Source organism: Nocardia huaxiensis (genome assembly GCF_013744875.1).
Taxonomy (GTDB): Bacteria; Actinomycetota; Actinomycetes; order Mycobacteriales; family Mycobacteriaceae; genus Nocardia; species Nocardia huaxiensis.
This window is the reverse complement of the sequence record NZ_CP059399.1, coordinates 4,378,701-4,394,938: the sequence shown is the minus strand read 5'-3', so window position 1 is coordinate 4,394,938 and position 16,238 is coordinate 4,378,701. Positions and strand designations below refer to the sequence as shown.

The following is a 16,238-nucleotide window of genomic DNA, read 5'->3' as shown; positions in this document are numbered from 1 at the left end:
CAGCGGCGTTACCTGCGCCGCCGCGACCGGGGGCGAGGATGGCGACGGGGTGAAAATGGTGGCTCTTCTGCGCTACGCGCGCACAGCCGAGCGGGTGCGCTGGACGAGACCGGCGGCAGTGCTGGGCGCGCTGGTGCTCGCGGCCGGAGTGTCCGCGTGCGGCGAGCCGGCCAAGACAGCGCCGCAGCCCACCCCGGTAACGACCACCGCGACCGCCGACCCGTTCGCCGCCAAGAACCGCACGCCCGATCCGGACGCGATGACCATCGTCCTGACCAAGATCTCGCTCGCCGCAACGCCTTCCGGCGATCAGGTGATATTCGAGTTCTCCGGCTCCGCGGTGCCCGGCTGGGCGGTGCACTACGTCACCGAGGCCATTCGCAATGCCGACGCCGCCCCGGATTCCAAGCCCACGGTGCTGCCCATCGCGGGCCAGTCCATCATCGAGGTGCTGATTCGCGAGGCGGCCGGCCCCTTCCGCTCCACGCAGACCTACACCGGCCCCGAGACGCTCACCGACCCGGCCATGAAGCTGGTCACCGAGGTCCGCTACGCCACCACCGGGCGCGGCATCACCCAGGCGTTCATCGGCCTGGGCAGCCAGGTGGGGTTCCAGGTGCAGGCGCTCACCGGTCCCCCACGCGTCGTCGTCCAGATCGATCACCGCTGACGGGTATTCGCCTCGGCACCGCGGGCGCTGAAGACCGCGTCGTCGTGTAGCGGCGTGCGCGCCGGGGCGGGCGGCGCGGGTTCGGCTCCGGCCGTATCCGCGCTCTCGATGAGCACCGCGCCCAGCACCTTCGCCTCGACCGTGCCGAGCACCCGGTGCGCGCGCCGCGCCCGGTCGGCTCTCGTGACGCCCTGTTCGAACACCAGCACCGTCAAACCCGTTGCGGCCGCGACGACTTGGGCTTCCACGGCCTCCAGCACGGGCGGGGCGACGACGACCACGAGGTCCGCGCGATCGTGCAGCGCCGCCAGCAGCCGGGTGAAGCGTTCCCGGCTCAGCGCCGTGAACGGATCCTCGCCGGTGCTGCCGGGCAGCAGTTCCCGCAGATTGCTCAGCGAGGTCGGCACGAGCACCGATTCCAGTTCCGCGCGCCCGGCCAGCAGTTCGCCGACCCCGGTCCCGCGCGGCCGGCGCAGATCGGCGTGCAGCAGAATCGTGCGAACCCCTTGGCGCGCACGCTCTTCCGCGATCGAACGGGCAACGGTCTCGACCCCGGCACTCGAACTCGGCGAGGTGACCGTCACCGCCGCGTCCTGCACCGGCGTGGCCAGCCCGACCGCTGTGACCACCTGCTTGAGGGCGCGGTCCCGCCCGGCGGCCTCCTTGCCGGAGGACCCCGGCACCACCGCCAGCGCGGCCACCTCGGCCTTGATCTCGACGTCGTCGGCGGTGCGCAGCCGCCGCGAGGCCGCCCCGATGCCCAGGGCCACAAGGCATCCCAGCACCAGCCCGCCGGTCCCGTAGGCCACCAGCGCGGGAATCCAGGATGGCTCCTTGCGCACCACCTCGTCGGCCTGCTGCAGGTCGATGAGCTTGTTGGAGGTGTCGGCATTGATGCGGTTGACCTGATCCCACATCTGCGTCTCGCTGATCTCCGACAGCGGCGCGTTGGCCGCGCGCGCATCGTCGAAGGGCTTGCGCACCGCCGCGATCGACGCCTCCTGGGCGGCGCGCAGCCGGGCATTGATGTCGTCCTTGAACGCCTTGCCCGCCTTGGCCGCCGCGTCCTTGGCGGTGGCCTCGGTCTCGGCGGTCGCTTCGACGTACAGGATCGGGCTCGAGGCGACGGTGCGCGCCGCCAGCGTCACACCGTCCGGAAAGCCCGCTGTCTCTTTGATTTTCGACTGATACGCCGGATCCTCGAAGTACTGCGCGTATCCCACGGACAGCACCGCGTCCTGCTCCGGCGCCCGGTTCGGCGACCCGATCGTGAGCGCCACCCGGCTGGTGTACATCGGCGCCAGGTCCCGCACCGTATAGAACCCCAGCGCGAGCGCCGCGACGGCGATCGCGAGGACGAGCCATTTGAGGCGCCAGACCCGGTTGACGTGAACTCGTACCGCGCTGTTCAATTCGTCTCCCTCGAGATTCGGGGTTCGGCGTTCACGGTTATCGGATTCCCGGACTTGCCGTTACGTGCGATAAGGCGGCTTGCCAACCGGATGACCAAGCGGGCGAACCCGCGTACGACACTCGGAGCGAGCACGGACAGGGCCAGCAGATACACCACGGCGAAGGCCGCGACGTCCACGAACAGGACGCCGATGCCGAGCGCGATGGATCGCGTATCCGCCTGCAGGACTTGATGTTCGAGCCACCAGCACACCGCCAGCGCGATGGCGCCCGCGGGCAGCGGCGGCACGGCGGCGCGCAGGAAGGCCAGCAGCGGGACGCCGATCACCGAGCGCGCCATGCCGGTGACGACCACGGCGACAAGGAGCACTGTCACCGAGGTGGCCAGGCCGACACCGATGAGCCCGAAGAAGTGGATTCCGGCCAGCAGCAGACTGATTCCGAGGACGAGTTCGACCGCGGTCTGCCAGTTCAGCAGGCCGGTGCGGCCCGCGCCCTTGATGGCTTCCTCGCTCACGCTCATCCACGCCTTGCCCAGCCCCAGCCCGGCCATGGCCATCACGACCGCACCGGCCTCGCGCCACGGCTCGCCGAAGACCAGCACCACCGCGGGCTGCCCGAGCGCGATGACCAGTCCGCTCAGCGCCGCCGCGCCGACCGTGGCCAGCCGGATGGCCCGCAGGTACGCGCCCGCCAGCCGGCTCCTGTCCGGATCCTCGGCGATCCGGGAGAAGGCCGGAAACAGCGAGAACGCACCGACTTCCACAATGAAGCGAACCGGGATCTGCGCGATGCGCTGCCCGTACCGGAAGTGCCCGAGTGCCGCGGAACTGAGCCCGCGACCGACCACGGCGGCCTCGATCATGCCCTGCGCGCGAGCGCCCAGCAGGTTCACCACCACCGGCGATCCGTAGCGGGCGAGTTCGCGCCACAGCCGCCACGACGCGCGCCCGCGCCCGGGCCGCCATTTGGCCAGCCACCAGGTCAGGGCGACCCACACCACATAGGACACATAGGTGCCCGCGACCATGCTCCACACGCCGAATCCCAAGGCCGCCATGGTGATAGCAACCACCGCGAAGCTCACCGACACCGCGGGTCCCACGATGATCCGGCGCTTCACACTGAACTCCCGCTGCAGCAGGCCCTCCGGCACATTGGTGAGCGAGAAGATGAGCAGGAACCCGGAGGTGCTCGCGGCGATCAGGCCGACGGTGTGATTGTGGAACACCAGCCCGATCAGCGGTGCGGCCGCCACAGCACCGAGCGTCATGACGATTCCATTGACGAACGAGGCACGGAACACCGTCTCGGCCGCGTCCTCGACCCGGTCGGCGCGCTGCACCAGCCCGGCCCGCAGACCGCCCTCGACGAAAGTCGTCAGCAGCATGGTGAGCACGGTCCCGGCCGCGAACATGCCCACCTCGGCGGGACTCAGCAGCCGAGCGAGGGCCACGGTCTGCCCGAGCGTGACAACCTCTCCCACCACCAGCGCGACCGCCGAGGCCGCCGCAACACTACCGATCCGCTGAGTCAGATTCTTTTCGGCAGGATGGGCCGCACTCCGGGACAGGTCCCGGTCCCCCGGCAAACTTCGTTCGGCTGACGGATCCTGTTCCGCCCCAGGCATACCCGTCGCTACCGCAACGGATTCCGCCACCCCCTGTCCCCCGACCGGCGTGAACTCCCCCGTATCCGAGCGCGCGATCTCGGCCGCGCGCGAACGCACCCGCCCCAGCCCCGACGGTAGCGGCCCGTCGATGATCGGCAGCTGTTCGGTCGGCGCATCGTGGATGTGCCGCCAGATCAGATCGTAGGCCCGGACCGTGGCTCGATCCGGAGGATTCCCGTCGAACCTATGCATGCCGTGCCCTGTGCCTGCCCAGCATCGCCGGTATGCCCAACGCCCTAAGCATGTTCGGCGTGTCTCTGTTCCACCAGCTCGAACAGGCGCTCGAACGCCTGCCGGCTGGCGGCGGCCTGCTCGTCGGCCCGCGCGCGCAGTCCGTCGCGGAGCACCTCGGCCTCGTCCCACGCCTCGCGAATGGCCAGCGGCAGCCGCTGCGCCAGCTCCGGATCATTGAGGTGGATCAGCCGGACGCCGCCTTTGAACATGTCGTCCAGGCCGAGGAACTTGTCGTCGTAATATTCGGTCGAGGTGAGCCCGACGACCGGAATCCCTTGGCTCAGCGCGAAAACCGCGAGATGGTAGGCACCGGTGACGAGAACGCGGCACCGCGCCACCTGCTCGGCGACCTCGCTCGCCCGGATGAATCGACCAACCGGTCGCTCCGCATGTTTGCTGTCACGCACCAGCGGCACCGTCGTCGCCCGATCGGGCGAGCCCGGCGTCTCGGCAATGATGAGCGGAATCAACGGCACGCTCTTCTCGGTGGCCGCCGCCCGCACCGCCACCCCCACCGCCGACTGCGCCCCCGCCGACACCGGCGAATACCCGGCCACCCGCAAACAGACGCCGATCGCGTTGCCCAACTGATCTTTTCGCGCGTCGACAGCCAGCTCGATGGCATCGTCACCGGTCACGGTCACCACACTCGAGGGCACCCCGAGCGAATCCAGCAGCCCCGGCCCGCGCCGCCGCTCCCGCAGCGCGATCAACGGCAGCTTCACACACACCTGCCCGGCCCGCCGCCGCAGTCCGGGATTGCGCATGGGCCCCAGCCCCTGCCCCACCATGGCAGCGAACACCCCTGCGTCCCAGGCATATTCGAGCAGATCCAGCGCCCGACCGGCCTGCGGCAGATCGGCGTCGGTGATGTACCCCCCGCCGAGCGCGAGCACCAGCGACGCCTCACGCGCCGCCCGCGCGGCGCCCGGCCGATCCGCTTCGACCCGCTGGGCGGTGCTCGAAGCGTGCGAGGTAGCACCGGAAGTCTCCGCGGCAGTGCCGAGTGTCTGTGCGGCGGTGTCCGATGCAGCGGCCGCCACGGCTGCGCCCGCGCCTTCGGGAGCAGCCCGGCCGAGCCTCTTCTTCACCACGTCCTTGGCTCGAATCCCTTGTCTCCGAAGCCAAGCCCGGGATCGCAGCCAGGCCAGCACCGGCGGGCCGACCACGGCCGGACCCAGGGCCGCGAACACCGGGTGTGCGAGTCGCCGCCGCCCCCACGGGTCGGTGTCGTGCACAGTGATGCCGATCGCGTCCGGGTAGTAGGCCGCGACCAGCGCCGGCGACTCGGTCATGATGCCGATGCGCGCGTGCGGCCACCGCTCCCGCAACCGCCGGACCGTGACGTCGAGCATGGCGAGGTCGCCGTAGTTGCGAAGCCAATATTCACTGTTCTCGATCAGGATGCGGTGCCCGGCACCACCGCACGGCAGTCCGGCTTCCATCTCGACCTCCCCCGGTCACGGCAACGGATCCCCGCATCTTGCTGTTGGCCTACCTTGCCTGCCAACGGTATCTCAATTAGCCACACCCGCAGAGTCTTTGCAAGTTATCCCCGACCTGGACGCAGCCCCGCCCGGTGTCCGGTAGCTTTTGGGTTATGCCGCAGCACAACGCGGTCACCAGTGGGGGCCTTCGCCGGGTTCGACTCGGCCCAGTAGTCGTCGACGGGCATCAGGTTGCCCTTCGCAACACCCGATTGTCGGATTTCGACCAATGGCGCCGAATCCGCTTGCGTGACCGCAAATTCATCGAACCGTACTGGACCACGTCCGCGCTCAGCTGGGAGCAGCGACATACCCGGGCCTGGTGGATCCGGGAGTACCTACGCCAGCGGCGGGCGCGTGCCATGCACCGCTCGCTGGCCCTGAGCGTGCTGGTGGACGGGGAATTCGCGGGCCAGTGCAATCTCTCGCCCATCGATCCGCGCAATCGCTCCGCCGAACTGGGCATCTGGCTGGATTCCCGGCATGCCGGACACGGGGTGGGTGCGGTCGCGGGTGCGCTCATCGGCGATTACGCCTTCCGGGATCTGGGGCTGCATCGCATTACCGCGCCGGTCTGCGTGGGCAATCGGGCCGCCCGGCATCAGGTGAAGCTCGCCGGAATGTCGCACGAGGCCACCATGATTCGCGCCATCAGCGTGAACGGGCAGCGGCGCGATCATGAACTCTGGGCCGTCACCGCCGACCGCGCCCCGGCCGGCGGCTACCTGGCCGCCCTGATCGCCGCGGGCGTGGGCGCGCAGATCCCCAGCGACACCGGTGGGTCCACCCGCACCTCCTGGGCCGAACGCTGGCACGACGCGGTGGCCGCCTCACCCGCGACGGTGCTGGCGGTGACAGCCTGGTACTACCTGGGCGCACCGTTCCGGCCGCACGAGACCGGCAGCGCAGCGGTCGCCCTGCCCCCGCGACTCACCGTCCGCGAGGGCGGCGGACCGCCGGTGATCTTGCGAAAACGCACCCCTCCCTGGCAATTCCGCTTCACCGGTCGGGTGCGCTACGACGCCTTCGCCGCCGACGACGCGCTCGGCTGGATCGGTCTCGACTGTCGTGGGCAGAATGTCGGGCTCGCCATCGAACTCGACGGCCAGCGGTCCGCCGAATCCGCCACCGCCCTGCGCCGCGTCGTCGACTACGCCTTCGGCCGGCTCGGCATCGAACGGCTCGAGACCGTGGTCGACCCGTCCGACGCGGCGGTCACCGCGCTCGCCTCGGCGGGCGGGCTGCTGCGCGAAGGAGTGCTCACCGGAGCCCGAATCGATTCCGCCGGAACCATTCACGATGTCGAGGTGTGGGGTCTGACCGACGACAACCACAGCGCGCAGACGGGTCCGGAGGGGTAGAGTCGCCGTGCCAGGCCAAGGGGGGCGCTGGGCCGGGGGCACATCTGGGAGCCCTGGGACAATCGAGGAGTACCGTGGGCCTGAACGTGGTCATGATCGCGACCTATCCGCTCGAGCCGGGCCGCATTGTCGGCGGGATCGAGTCCGTCACAGCCACTCTCGTGCCCGCCCTGGCCGCCCGCGCGGAGATCGACCGCATCACCGTGCTGCGCTTCCACACCGGGGAGACCACCGTGCACACGCGCCGGGAGGGTCCCAAGGTCGAGGTCCGGTACCTGCGCGGGCAGGACCGGCTGGCGGTGGCGACCCGCTCGTTCCTGGATGTGCGCCAGGCGCGCAAGATCATTCGCGAATTGCGCCCGGATGTGGTGCACGCGCAGGAGATCGGTTCGCGCGGCGATATCGCCACCCAGGTCTTCCCGCGCGCGGTCGTGACGGTGCACGGGCTCGTCCACCTGGAGACGAAACTCCAGGCGCGGTGCCGGCTCAAGGAACGCGTGCGGTACCACCTGGTCGAGGCCATGGTGCGGCGAGTGCTGCGCAAGGCCGAGGTGGTCATCTCCATTTCCGGCTACGACGCGAAAGCGGTCGCGGGCATGGTGCGCGGCACCCACGTGAACATCGCCAATCCGACGGCCGCGGAGTTCTTCGCGCTCGCCCCGTCCGGCCCCACCGAGCAGCGGCTGCTGTTCGCCGGCGTGCTCACCGAACGCAAGAACCTCGAAGGACTGCTGCACGCGTTTTCGCTTGCCGTGCAGCAGGTTCCGAAGGCACGGCTGATCGTGGCCGGCCCGCAGCCGAATGCCGGCTACGCGCGCGCCATTCGCGCTCGCGCCACCGAACTGGGCCTCGACGAGCACGTCGAATTCGTCGGCCTGGTCGACAATGATCGGCTGCGCGAGGAGATCGCACTGGCCCGCGCGGTGGTGATGTTCTCGCACGAGGAGACGTCGCCGACCATCCTCGCGCAGGCCATGGCCGCCGGGAAGCCGGTGTTGTCCTCCCGCGTCGGCGGCATCCCGGAGATGATCACCGACGGCGAGAACGGCTACCTCGTCGAACCGCAGGACGCCGGCGCGCTCGCGCAGCGCATGGTCACCGTCCTCGAAAACCCCGAACTCGCCGCCGAACTCGGCGCACGCGGGCATGCCATGGCCCGCGAGAAGTTCGAACCGGACGCGGTCGCACGGCAGACAGTCGAAACGTATCTCCAGGTCGCCGCGAAGTACTGACAACCTAGCTCTGACTCAAGCAAAGAATGCAGGGGGACACCGCATGACATTGCCCGACCAGCAGACCCTGTCCGGAAATGCGCTGAACTGGCAAGATACCTCGGTGCTGGTGACCGGCGGCGCCGGTTTCATCGGCTCGCACCTGGTCGAGCTGCTCGTCGAGGCCGGTGCCCGGGTCACCGTCCTGGACACCTTCGCCTCCGGCAGCCGCGACAATCTCACCGCCGTCGCCGACGCGATCACCTTGCGCGAAACAGACATTCGCGACCTGGACTGGGCGGAGTACCTCACCGCCGACCCCGTCGACGTCGTCTTCCATCTCGCGGCCAATGCCTACGTGCCGCCCTCGGTGGAGACGCCCGCCGTCGACTGTGAACTCAATTTCAACACCACCTTCCGGCTCCTCGAAGCCCTGCGCGTGCTGCGGTGGCCCGGCCGTCTCGTCTTCGCCTCCAGCGCCGCCGTCTACGGCAATTCGGTCCGCATCCCCATCCGCGAGGACGACCCCACGGTCCCCATCTCCCCGTACGGCGTTGGCAAACTCGCCGCCGAGCGCTACCTCGCCGTCTTCGCCGACCTCTACGACCTCAACCTGGCCTCGGTCCGCTTCTTCTCCGCCTTCGGCCCGCGCCAGCGCAAACAGGTCGTCTTCGACCTGCTCGCCAAGCTCGACCGCGACCATGAACGCCTGTTCATCCACGGCGACGGCACCCAGGTCCGCGACTTCCTCTATGTCGCCGACGCCGCCCGCTCGGCCATGATCGTGGCCGAGCACGCGCCCCTGCGCGGCGAGGCGTACAACGTCGGCGCCGGTCACGAGTACACCATCGACCAGCTCGCCAAATCCCTGTGCAGCATCACAGGTTTGACCCCGCTGCTGGACTACAGTGGCGCCAACCGTCCCGGCGACCCGGAAAAGCTCGTGGTCGACATCTCGAAGCTGCGGGAGATCGGCTACCGGCCCAGCGTCGAATTCGAACAGGGCCTGGCGAACACTGTCGCATGGTACGAGACCCTGACCGGAGCCACCTGGCAGTGAGGAGCCGCGTGAGCACGACCACCACGATCGGCGCCCTGTTCGCGTCGCTCCTGGTGGCCTGCTCGCCCGGCCCGCCTCCCAGCCCGCGCACCTTCGTCGGCGACTACGAGACCGGCAATTTCAACCAGTGGGCCTACTGCCAGAACATCGTAGTCACCAGCGGACCCTGCGCCGACTACACAAACGCCGACAGCATGTCGATCGTGACCGACATTGTCCGCCAAGGCCATTACGCCGCCCGCTTCGAAGTCGACCAGGGCGACACCCCCGGCCGCCTGTGCTGCGGCGACCGCGCCGAGGTGAGCGGCGAGGACGCCACGCAGGCCGATGAGGGCGACGAGCGCTGGTACCAGTGGAGCACCCGATTCGACACGGTCTTCCCGGCCGGCACCGGCTGGAGCGTCGTCTCCCAGTGGCATGCCAACGAGGACGGCTCCCCGCCGCTGGCCATTGCCGCCGGACCCACCAATGTCAGCGAAAACCACTGGGGCGTCGTCATTTCCACCTGGAATGGCCCCGGCGACCCCGGCCCCACGTACACCCCCTGGAGCCGCGAGATCACGCGCGATGTCTGGAACGACATCAAACTCCATGTGAAATGGTCGGCGCGGGACTCCGACGGCTACCTCGAGCTCTGGGTCGACGGCCGCCGCCAAACCTTCGACGCCGCGCCCTGTACGGGCGAAATTCGCTGTGCCGTCCGCACTCTCATGCCCGACGGCGGCGGCGTCTACTTCAAGCAGGGCTACTACCGAGACCCCGGCATCCCCGGCGAAGGCATCGTCTACCACGACGGCTTCTCCCAATCCGCTACCGAAGCGGGCCTCGAGCCACTGAGCTGAGCAGCGCTCCTACGATCAGTTTCGGGTCGGTCCCCGCGGGCAGATCCGACACCTGGCCGTCGCCGACTTCCACCACCCGCCACAACCCGTCCTCGCGCCGGGCCAGATCGGTGGTCACGAACCGAGCGCCCAAGCGCCGCACGCACTCCGCGACACCGTCCAGCACCGGTTCCGGCCGCTGGTCCGGCGTATCGGGATGCGCCCCGGCGAACACCGGCTCACCATCCAGCCACCACACCCTGGCCTCGGTGGCCGCACGCCCCGCACTGCCGAAAGACTCGAACGCCCGCAATACGATTCCCCCGGCCAGATACGAATCCTGCTCGGCCACAAAGGCCGCCACGACCCGCCCCACCTTCGCCACATCACTCAAATCCGGGATGTAGCAGGCGGTCTCCCACGCATGCTTGGCCGACTTCACATAATCCTTGACCATCCCGGGCCCCGCGCCGAGCTCCTTCGCAAGCCTGGAAAGCGTTGCCGCATCCGGAACTTCGCCCGGCGCGCTCGCCACCCACGCGCTGGCCGGCGTGACACTCGCGAACGTCTCGTACCACCCGGGCAGCTCATGCGCCGACCGATATGCCGCCGCGTCCACGATCAACGGCGTCCCCCGCGCCGCCAGCGCCTCGGCCAGCGCCGCATACGCCGTCGACGGAATCATCCACCCGCGATACCAGGCCGGCCCGAGATCGCGCGGAACCCGGCGCACCGCCGCTTCGGCCGCACCGCCCAGCAGCAGCTCGTGGTCAATGAGCCCCACGCCCGCGCCGTGCTCCCGAGCGGCGGCGGTTTCGGCTGCGAAGTGAGAATCGGTGCGCCGCTGGTCGAGTGGATCGGCGCACGACAGCAGGGTTGGCATCAGGCCATCATGCCAGCCTGATTACCGAGCGGTCTTCGAGCAGCTCCGGTATTCAAACGGCTCCGGGCCAGTGGCCCAGGATGCTCATCTCGCCGCGCAGCACATTGACGAAGTGCGGTAGTCGCTGCAAACCGTAGGAGCGAATCATCCTGCCCACCGGCGTGATTCGCGGGTCGTCGCGCATCGGTAGCGGGCGGTTGCCGCCGTCACTGGCGCACAGGGCCTCCAGGTGCGGGTCCACCTCGGTATACATGCTGCGGAACTCGAGCATGCGAAAAGGGAAACCCCCCGGACCGATCTGGTCGGTCGGTTCGAAGATGGGCCCGCGGCTGGACACCTTGACCGCCAGCGCGATCGCAGCCAGCACCGGCGCGACGAGCAGCAGGGCCAGCACGGCCAGAACACAGTCGATTACGCGATGGGTAGGGCGCACACGATCGCCCGCTGTTCGCATATCGGCTCTACCGCGCGCAGCGCTCTTCCTGCGCGGCGGCCGCAGACGACCGTCCGAAATCTCGAAACTCATGAAACGAACGCACCTCCCCCACGGGAGAACTCGGTTCCGATCTCCGATGATCAGTTCCTCGGATCGGGCTGATGCCGGTTCCCCAGCGCTTTAGAGCATGACCGGCTTTTCGGCCATGGCCAACCGATGGGGGCCGCCGGTACTTTCGGCTGCCAGAGCCCGAATGTTACACACCCGGGTGGACGGTGTTTCCGGAACTGCGGTTTCCGAAAACTGCGACCCCCCATAGTGTCCCGAAAATAGCGGGAAGGATCGAGACCGGTTTCCCATTGGTTTCCCCCTCTTTCCCCTATTCGCAACTTCGCAGCTCGCCGAACTCTCGACAACCGGGCTGACCTCGGCGTAACCCTTGATTTGCATGACTCGAGAGTTTGCCAACCGAACGCCCGGTTCTGCGGGCCGCAGAATTACAGCCGCCAATCACCGTCACATAACGGACAGAGGCGGGCGGCGGCCGTCAATCCTGTTGTAACGTAAGGCCGGATCGGGCCGACCTCAGGTCAACCGGCTTCGCTAGCCGGTCCGGCTCGGTGAGAGGTGGGGAGTCTGCGTGTATTGCCGTCTGTGTGAATCCGACCGTCTGGTCAGTGTTCTCGATCTTGGTGCGACGCCGCCGTGCGAGAAATTCCTCACCGCCGACGAGCTCGACCTCCCCGAACCCACCTACCCCTTACATCTGCGGCTGTGCGAGAACTGCCTGCTGTTACAGATTCCGGCCCTCATCACACCGGAGGAGACTTTCACCGAATACGCCTATTTCTCCTCGTATTCCGACAGCTGGGTGCGGCACGCGAAACTCTTCGTGGAGCAGGCGATCGAGCGCGCGGGCTTGACCGACGGCTCCTTCGTGGTCGAGGTGGCCAGCAATGACGGCTATCTCCTGCAGCACGCGGTCGCGGCCGGCATCGGCTGCCTGGGCATCGAACCCTCGGTGAACGTCGGCGCGGCCGCACGGGAGAAGGGCGTGCCCACCCTCACCGCCTTCCTCGACGAGCAGCTCGCGGCCCGGGTGCGCGCCGAGCACGGCCCCGCGAATCTCGTTGTGGCCAACAATGTCTACGCCCACATCCCGGATCTGCTCGGTTTCACCAAGGCCCTGCGCGGCCTGCTGGCCGAGGACGGCTGGCTGTCGGTCGAGGTGCACCACGCGCTGAACCTGGTGACGCTGGGCCAGTTCGACACTATCTACCACGAGCACTTCCAGTACTACACCGTGCTGGCCGCCCAGCGCGCCCTGGCAACCGCCGGGCTCACCGTCGTCGACGTGGAACTGCTTGCCACACACGGTGGTTCGCTGCGGCTGTGGGCCCGCCCCGACGCGGTCGCCGAACCCGGCCCCCGCGTCGCCGAGGTGCTGGCCCTGGAGGCCGAGGCCGGTCTGCACGAGGTCGCCGGCTACCTCGACCTGCGCCCGCGCACCGAACGGGTCCGCCAGGATCTGCTCCGATACCTCCTGGACGCCAAGGCATCCGGCAAACGCGTGGTCGGCTACGGCGCGCCCGGCAAGGGCAACACCCTGCTCAACTACTGCGGCATCCGCACCGATCTGCTCGAGTACACGGTCGACCGAAACCCGTACAAACACGGCAGATTCACCCCCGGCACCCGCATTCCCATCCACGCCCCGGAACGCATCGACGCCGATCGCCCCGACGTGGTGGTGGTCCTGCCCTGGAATCTCGAAGCCGAGATCACTGCACAACTGCGTCACATCGCCGAGTGGGGCGGCGAGATCGTCTACCCCCTCCCCACCCTGCACTCTGCTCAGCGAGAGGAACTCCGATGAAGGTCGTGCTGTTCTGCGGCGGCTACGGCATGCGGATGCGCAACGGCACCGAGGACGTGGTCCCCAAGCCCATGCAGATGGTCGGCCCGCGCCCGCTCATCTGGCATGTCATGCGCTACTACGCGCACTACGGTCACAAGGACTTCATCCTGTGCCTGGGCTACGGCGCCGCGCACATCAAGAACTTCTTCCTCACCTACCAGGAGTCGGTCTCCAACGACTTCGTCATCCGCGGCGGCAAGGTCGAGCTGCTGCAATCCGATATCAGCGACTGGACCATCACCTTCGTCGACACCGGCCCGGAATCGCCCATCGGCGAACGCCTGCGCCGCGTGCGCACGCACCTCGACGGCGAACGCTACTTCCTGGCCAACTACGCCGACGTGCTCACCGACGCGCCCCTGGACGAGATGATCACCAAGTTCCAGGATTCGGGCGCGGCGGCCTCGATGATGATCGTGCCGCCGCAGTCGTCGTTCCACTGCGTGGATGTGAACGGCTCCGGTGAGGTCAAGAACATCACCCCGGTCTCGCGCCTGCCCATCTGGGAGAACGGCGGCTACTTCGTGCTCACCCAGGAGGTGTTCGACCACCTGCCGCCCAATGGCGACCTCGTGGAGGACGCCTGCGGCGCGCTGGCCGCCCAGGGCCGCCTGTTCGGCTACCAGCACCACGGCTTCTGGAAACCGGCCGACACCTTCAAGGAACGCGCCGAACTCGATGCCGGTTACCAGCAGGGCGACCGTCCGTGGATGGTCTGGGAGCAGCCCGGCGTCGCCGGGGCCCCATCCGTTTCCAGGGGCTGAGCCATGATCCGACTCGACACCGGCTCCGTCCGTGAAATCGCCCTGCTGGCAGCGCATTGCGATGATCTGGCCATCGGCCTCGGCGGCACCCTGCTGGCGCTGGCGCACACGGTGCCCGGCCTCCGGGTGCGCGCACTCGTGCTCTCCGGTGCGGGCACCGACCGCGCGCTCGAGGAACAGGCGGCCCTCGAAGCCTTTTGTCCCGGAGCCGATCTCGATCTGCGCATCCTCGACATCCCCGACGGCTACGCCCCCGCCCACTGGGAGCGGGTCAAGGACGCCGTGGCGGCCCTGCGCCGCGGCAGTCGCGCCGAGGTGGTCTTCGCGCCGCAGCGCAAGGACGCCCATCAGGATCACCGGCTGCTGGCCGAATTGGCTCCCACCGAATTTCGCGATCATCTCGTGCTCGGGTACGAAATACTCAAGTGGGAGAACGACACTCCGCAGCCCACGATCTTCCATCCGCTGCCCGCGGGCTTCGCCGAACTCAAGGCCGCGCTGCTGATGAAACATTATCCCTCGCAACGGGATCGGGACTGGTTCGACGAACAGTCCTTCCTCGGCCTGTCCCGGCTGCGCGGCGTCCAGTGCCGCGCCCAGCACGCCGAGGGCTTCCTGCTCGACAAGGCCACCATCACCTTCGGAGGTGCATGACATGCGCGTGCACGACTCCAGCACAACGGGAAGGCTGTAACCATGCGCGTCCTGGTCACCGGCCATCAGGGCTACCTGGGCACCGTCATGGTCCCTGTCCTGCAGGCCGCCGGACATGATGTAACCGGTTTGGACAGTGGCTATTTCGCCGAATGCGTCCTCGGGGAGGCCCCCGCGGCGCCGCCCACCCTCAGCGTGGATCTCCGCGACGTGACCGCCGATCAGCTATCCGGCTTCGACGCCGTCGTGCATCTGGCGGCGCTGTCCAACGATCCGCTCGGCGCACTGGCCCCGCAGATCACCTACGACATCAACCATCACGCGTCGGTGCGCCTGGCCCGGCTGGCCAAACAAGCCGGTGTCCGCCGCTTCCTCTACGCCTCCACCTGTTCGGTCTACGGCGCCGCCGGCGCGGGCCTGGTCACCGAGGACGCCCCGCTGCGTCCCCTCACGCCGTACGCGGAGAGCAAGGTGAAGGTGGAGGACGATGTGGCGGCCATCGCCGACTCCGGCTTCTCCCCCGTATTCCTGCGCAATGCCACCGCCTTCGGCTTCTCCCCGCGCCTGCGCGCCGATATCGTGCTCAACAATCTGGTCGGCTACGCGGTGCTCACCGGCGAGGTGCGGGTGCTCTCCGACGGCACGCCATGGCGGCCGCTGGTGCACGCGCGCGACATCGCCGCCGCCTTCGCCACCTGCCTGGAGGCCCCGATCGAAGCCATCCACTGCCGGGCCTACAACGTCGGCACCGAGGCCAACAATCTCACCGTCGCCGAGATCGCGCAGTCGGTGGTCGAGGCCGTCCCCGGCTCGACCCTGGTCATCACCGGCGAGAGCGGCGCCGACCCGCGCTCCTATCGCGTCGACTTCTCCTACGCCCGAAAGGAACTCGGCTTCGAAGCGCAGTGGAGCATCCCCGAGGGCGCGGCCGAGCTGCACCGTGAATACGTGGCCCGCGGCCTGACCGCCGACGCCTTCTTCGCGCGCTTCACCCGGCTCGCGCATCTGAAGTCGCTCAAGCAAGCCGGCATCCTCGACGACGACCTGCGCCGGGTCAGGATCGGGGCCTGACTTGCCCGAGCACATCCAGCCTCAGTCGATCGAGCAGAGCATGCCAGGAGCCCGCGCCCGCGTCGCGGTCGGAGACCACGGTCACCGGCTGCGGCCAGGCGATGGCCAGATCCGCGTCGTCATAGGCCACGCCGAGATCCTCGGCCGGGTCGTGCGGCCGGTCGATGCGGTAGCACACATCGGCCACCGGGGTCAGCGCCTGGAACCCGTGCAGAAATCCGGGCGGCACGTACAGATGCCGGAAGTCGCTGTCGTCCAACAGGAATGCCTGCCGCACGCCGAACGTCGGCGAATCCGGCCGGATATCCACCAGCACATCGTGCACGGCCCCGTGCGCGCACCGCACCAGCTTCGCCTCCCCGCGCCCGGCGCGCCCGTGCATCCCGCGCACCACGCCCCGGAACGACCGCGACTGCGAATCCTGCACGAAGGACGCGGAATACCCGGGCGCACCCAGGTATTCGTCGAACTCGGCGGCGTCGAAGGTCCGGGTGAAGAACCCGCGACCGTCGCGGAAAGGTTGCGGCGTCAGCACCAGGACGTCGGCGAGCTCGGTCGGTTCGATACGCACCAGGACATCGTG

15 protein-coding genes are annotated in these 16,238 nt (G+C 68.5%); 9 read left to right on the top strand and 6 right to left on the bottom strand.

Annotated elements, in window-relative coordinates:
* Positions 1–55: 55 nt before the first annotated feature.
* On the top strand, positions 56–670 hold the full coding sequence (locus H0264_RS19845) for an AMIN-like domain-containing (lipo)protein (protein ID WP_181578928.1): 615 nt from the start codon (positions 56–58) through the stop codon (positions 668–670).
* Here H0264_RS19845 and H0264_RS19840 read toward each other — a convergent pair.
* From H0264_RS19840 to H0264_RS19830, 3 genes are read right to left on the bottom strand one after another with little or no spacing between them, the layout of a single operon-like run.
* On the bottom strand, positions 661–2,082 hold the full coding sequence (locus tag H0264_RS19840) for a P-loop NTPase family protein (RefSeq protein ID WP_181578927.1): 1,422 nt from the start codon (positions 2,080–2,082) through the stop codon (positions 661–663). The two genes, H0264_RS19845 and H0264_RS19840, sit on opposite strands and share 10 nt — an antisense overlap.
* Complete coding sequence (locus H0264_RS19835; RefSeq protein ID WP_181578926.1) at positions 2,079–3,947, bottom strand: oligosaccharide flippase family protein; 1,869 nt, start codon at positions 3,945–3,947, stop codon at positions 2,079–2,081. The genes H0264_RS19840 and H0264_RS19835 overlap by 4 nt, the downstream gene beginning before the upstream one ends.
* A gap of 44 nt (positions 3,948–3,991) precedes the next feature.
* On the bottom strand, positions 3,992–5,434 hold the full coding sequence (locus tag H0264_RS19830; protein ID WP_181578925.1) for a polysaccharide pyruvyl transferase family protein: 1,443 nt from the start codon (positions 5,432–5,434) through the stop codon (positions 3,992–3,994).
* Positions 5,435–5,589: 155 nt separating this feature from the next.
* Between H0264_RS19830 and H0264_RS19825 the strand changes: the two genes are divergently transcribed.
* The 4 genes from H0264_RS19825 (at position 5,590) to H0264_RS19810 (ending at position 9,950) form a co-directional block, all read left to right on the top strand.
* Complete coding sequence (locus tag H0264_RS19825; RefSeq protein WP_181578924.1) at positions 5,590–6,837, top strand: GNAT family N-acetyltransferase; 1,248 nt, start codon at positions 5,590–5,592, stop codon at positions 6,835–6,837.
* 74 nt (positions 6,838–6,911) lie between these two features.
* A complete protein-coding gene (locus tag H0264_RS19820) occupies positions 6,912–8,069 on the top strand; it encodes a glycosyltransferase family 4 protein (protein ID WP_181578923.1) in 1,158 nt (385 codons plus the stop codon).
* A gap of 43 nt (positions 8,070–8,112) precedes the next feature.
* Positions 8,113–9,108 carry an NAD-dependent epimerase/dehydratase family protein gene (locus H0264_RS19815; RefSeq protein WP_181578922.1) on the top strand — a complete coding sequence of 332 codons (996 nt, stop codon included), beginning with the start codon at positions 8,113–8,115 and terminating at the stop codon, positions 9,106–9,108.
* Between the two features lie 8 nt (positions 9,109–9,116).
* Entirely contained in the window at positions 9,117–9,950 is an 834-nt protein-coding gene (locus H0264_RS19810) for a polysaccharide lyase family 20 protein (RefSeq protein WP_181578921.1), read from the top strand.
* Here H0264_RS19810 and H0264_RS19805 read toward each other — a convergent pair.
* On the bottom strand, positions 9,919–10,812 hold the full coding sequence (locus tag H0264_RS19805) for an ATP-grasp domain-containing protein (protein ID WP_181578920.1): 894 nt from the start codon (positions 10,810–10,812) through the stop codon (positions 9,919–9,921). The genes H0264_RS19810 and H0264_RS19805 overlap by 32 nt on opposite strands.
* A 52-nt stretch (positions 10,813–10,864) precedes the next feature.
* Positions 10,865–11,245 (bottom strand): sugar transferase, encoded by a 381-nt coding sequence (locus H0264_RS19800; protein ID WP_181578919.1) that lies wholly within the window; start codon positions 11,243–11,245, stop codon positions 10,865–10,867.
* Between the two features lie 643 nt (positions 11,246–11,888).
* Between H0264_RS19800 and H0264_RS19795 the strand changes: the two genes are divergently transcribed.
* The 4 genes from H0264_RS19795 to H0264_RS19780 are packed head-to-tail and all read left to right on the top strand — an operon-like array spanning position 11,889 to position 15,655.
* Complete coding sequence (locus tag H0264_RS19795) at positions 11,889–13,124, top strand: class I SAM-dependent methyltransferase (protein ID WP_181578918.1); 1,236 nt, start codon at positions 11,889–11,891, stop codon at positions 13,122–13,124.
* Complete coding sequence (locus tag H0264_RS19790; RefSeq protein ID WP_181578917.1) at positions 13,121–13,930, top strand: sugar phosphate nucleotidyltransferase; 810 nt, start codon at positions 13,121–13,123, stop codon at positions 13,928–13,930. Before H0264_RS19795 ends, H0264_RS19790 begins: the two co-directional genes overlap by 4 nt.
* A 3-nt stretch (positions 13,931–13,933) precedes the next feature.
* Entirely contained in the window at positions 13,934–14,584 is a 651-nt protein-coding gene (locus tag H0264_RS19785) for a PIG-L deacetylase family protein (RefSeq protein WP_181578916.1), read from the top strand.
* A 42-nt stretch (positions 14,585–14,626) separates the two neighbouring features.
* Positions 14,627–15,655, top strand: a complete 1,029-nt coding sequence (locus tag H0264_RS19780) for an NAD-dependent epimerase/dehydratase family protein (RefSeq protein WP_181578915.1) — start codon at positions 14,627–14,629, stop codon at positions 15,653–15,655.
* Here H0264_RS19780 and H0264_RS19775 read toward each other — a convergent pair.
* Entirely contained in the window at positions 15,639–16,226 is a 588-nt protein-coding gene (locus H0264_RS19775; protein ID WP_181578914.1) for a dTDP-4-dehydrorhamnose 3,5-epimerase family protein, read from the bottom strand. The genes H0264_RS19780 and H0264_RS19775 overlap by 17 nt on opposite strands.
* Positions 16,227–16,238: the final 12 nt, after the last annotated feature.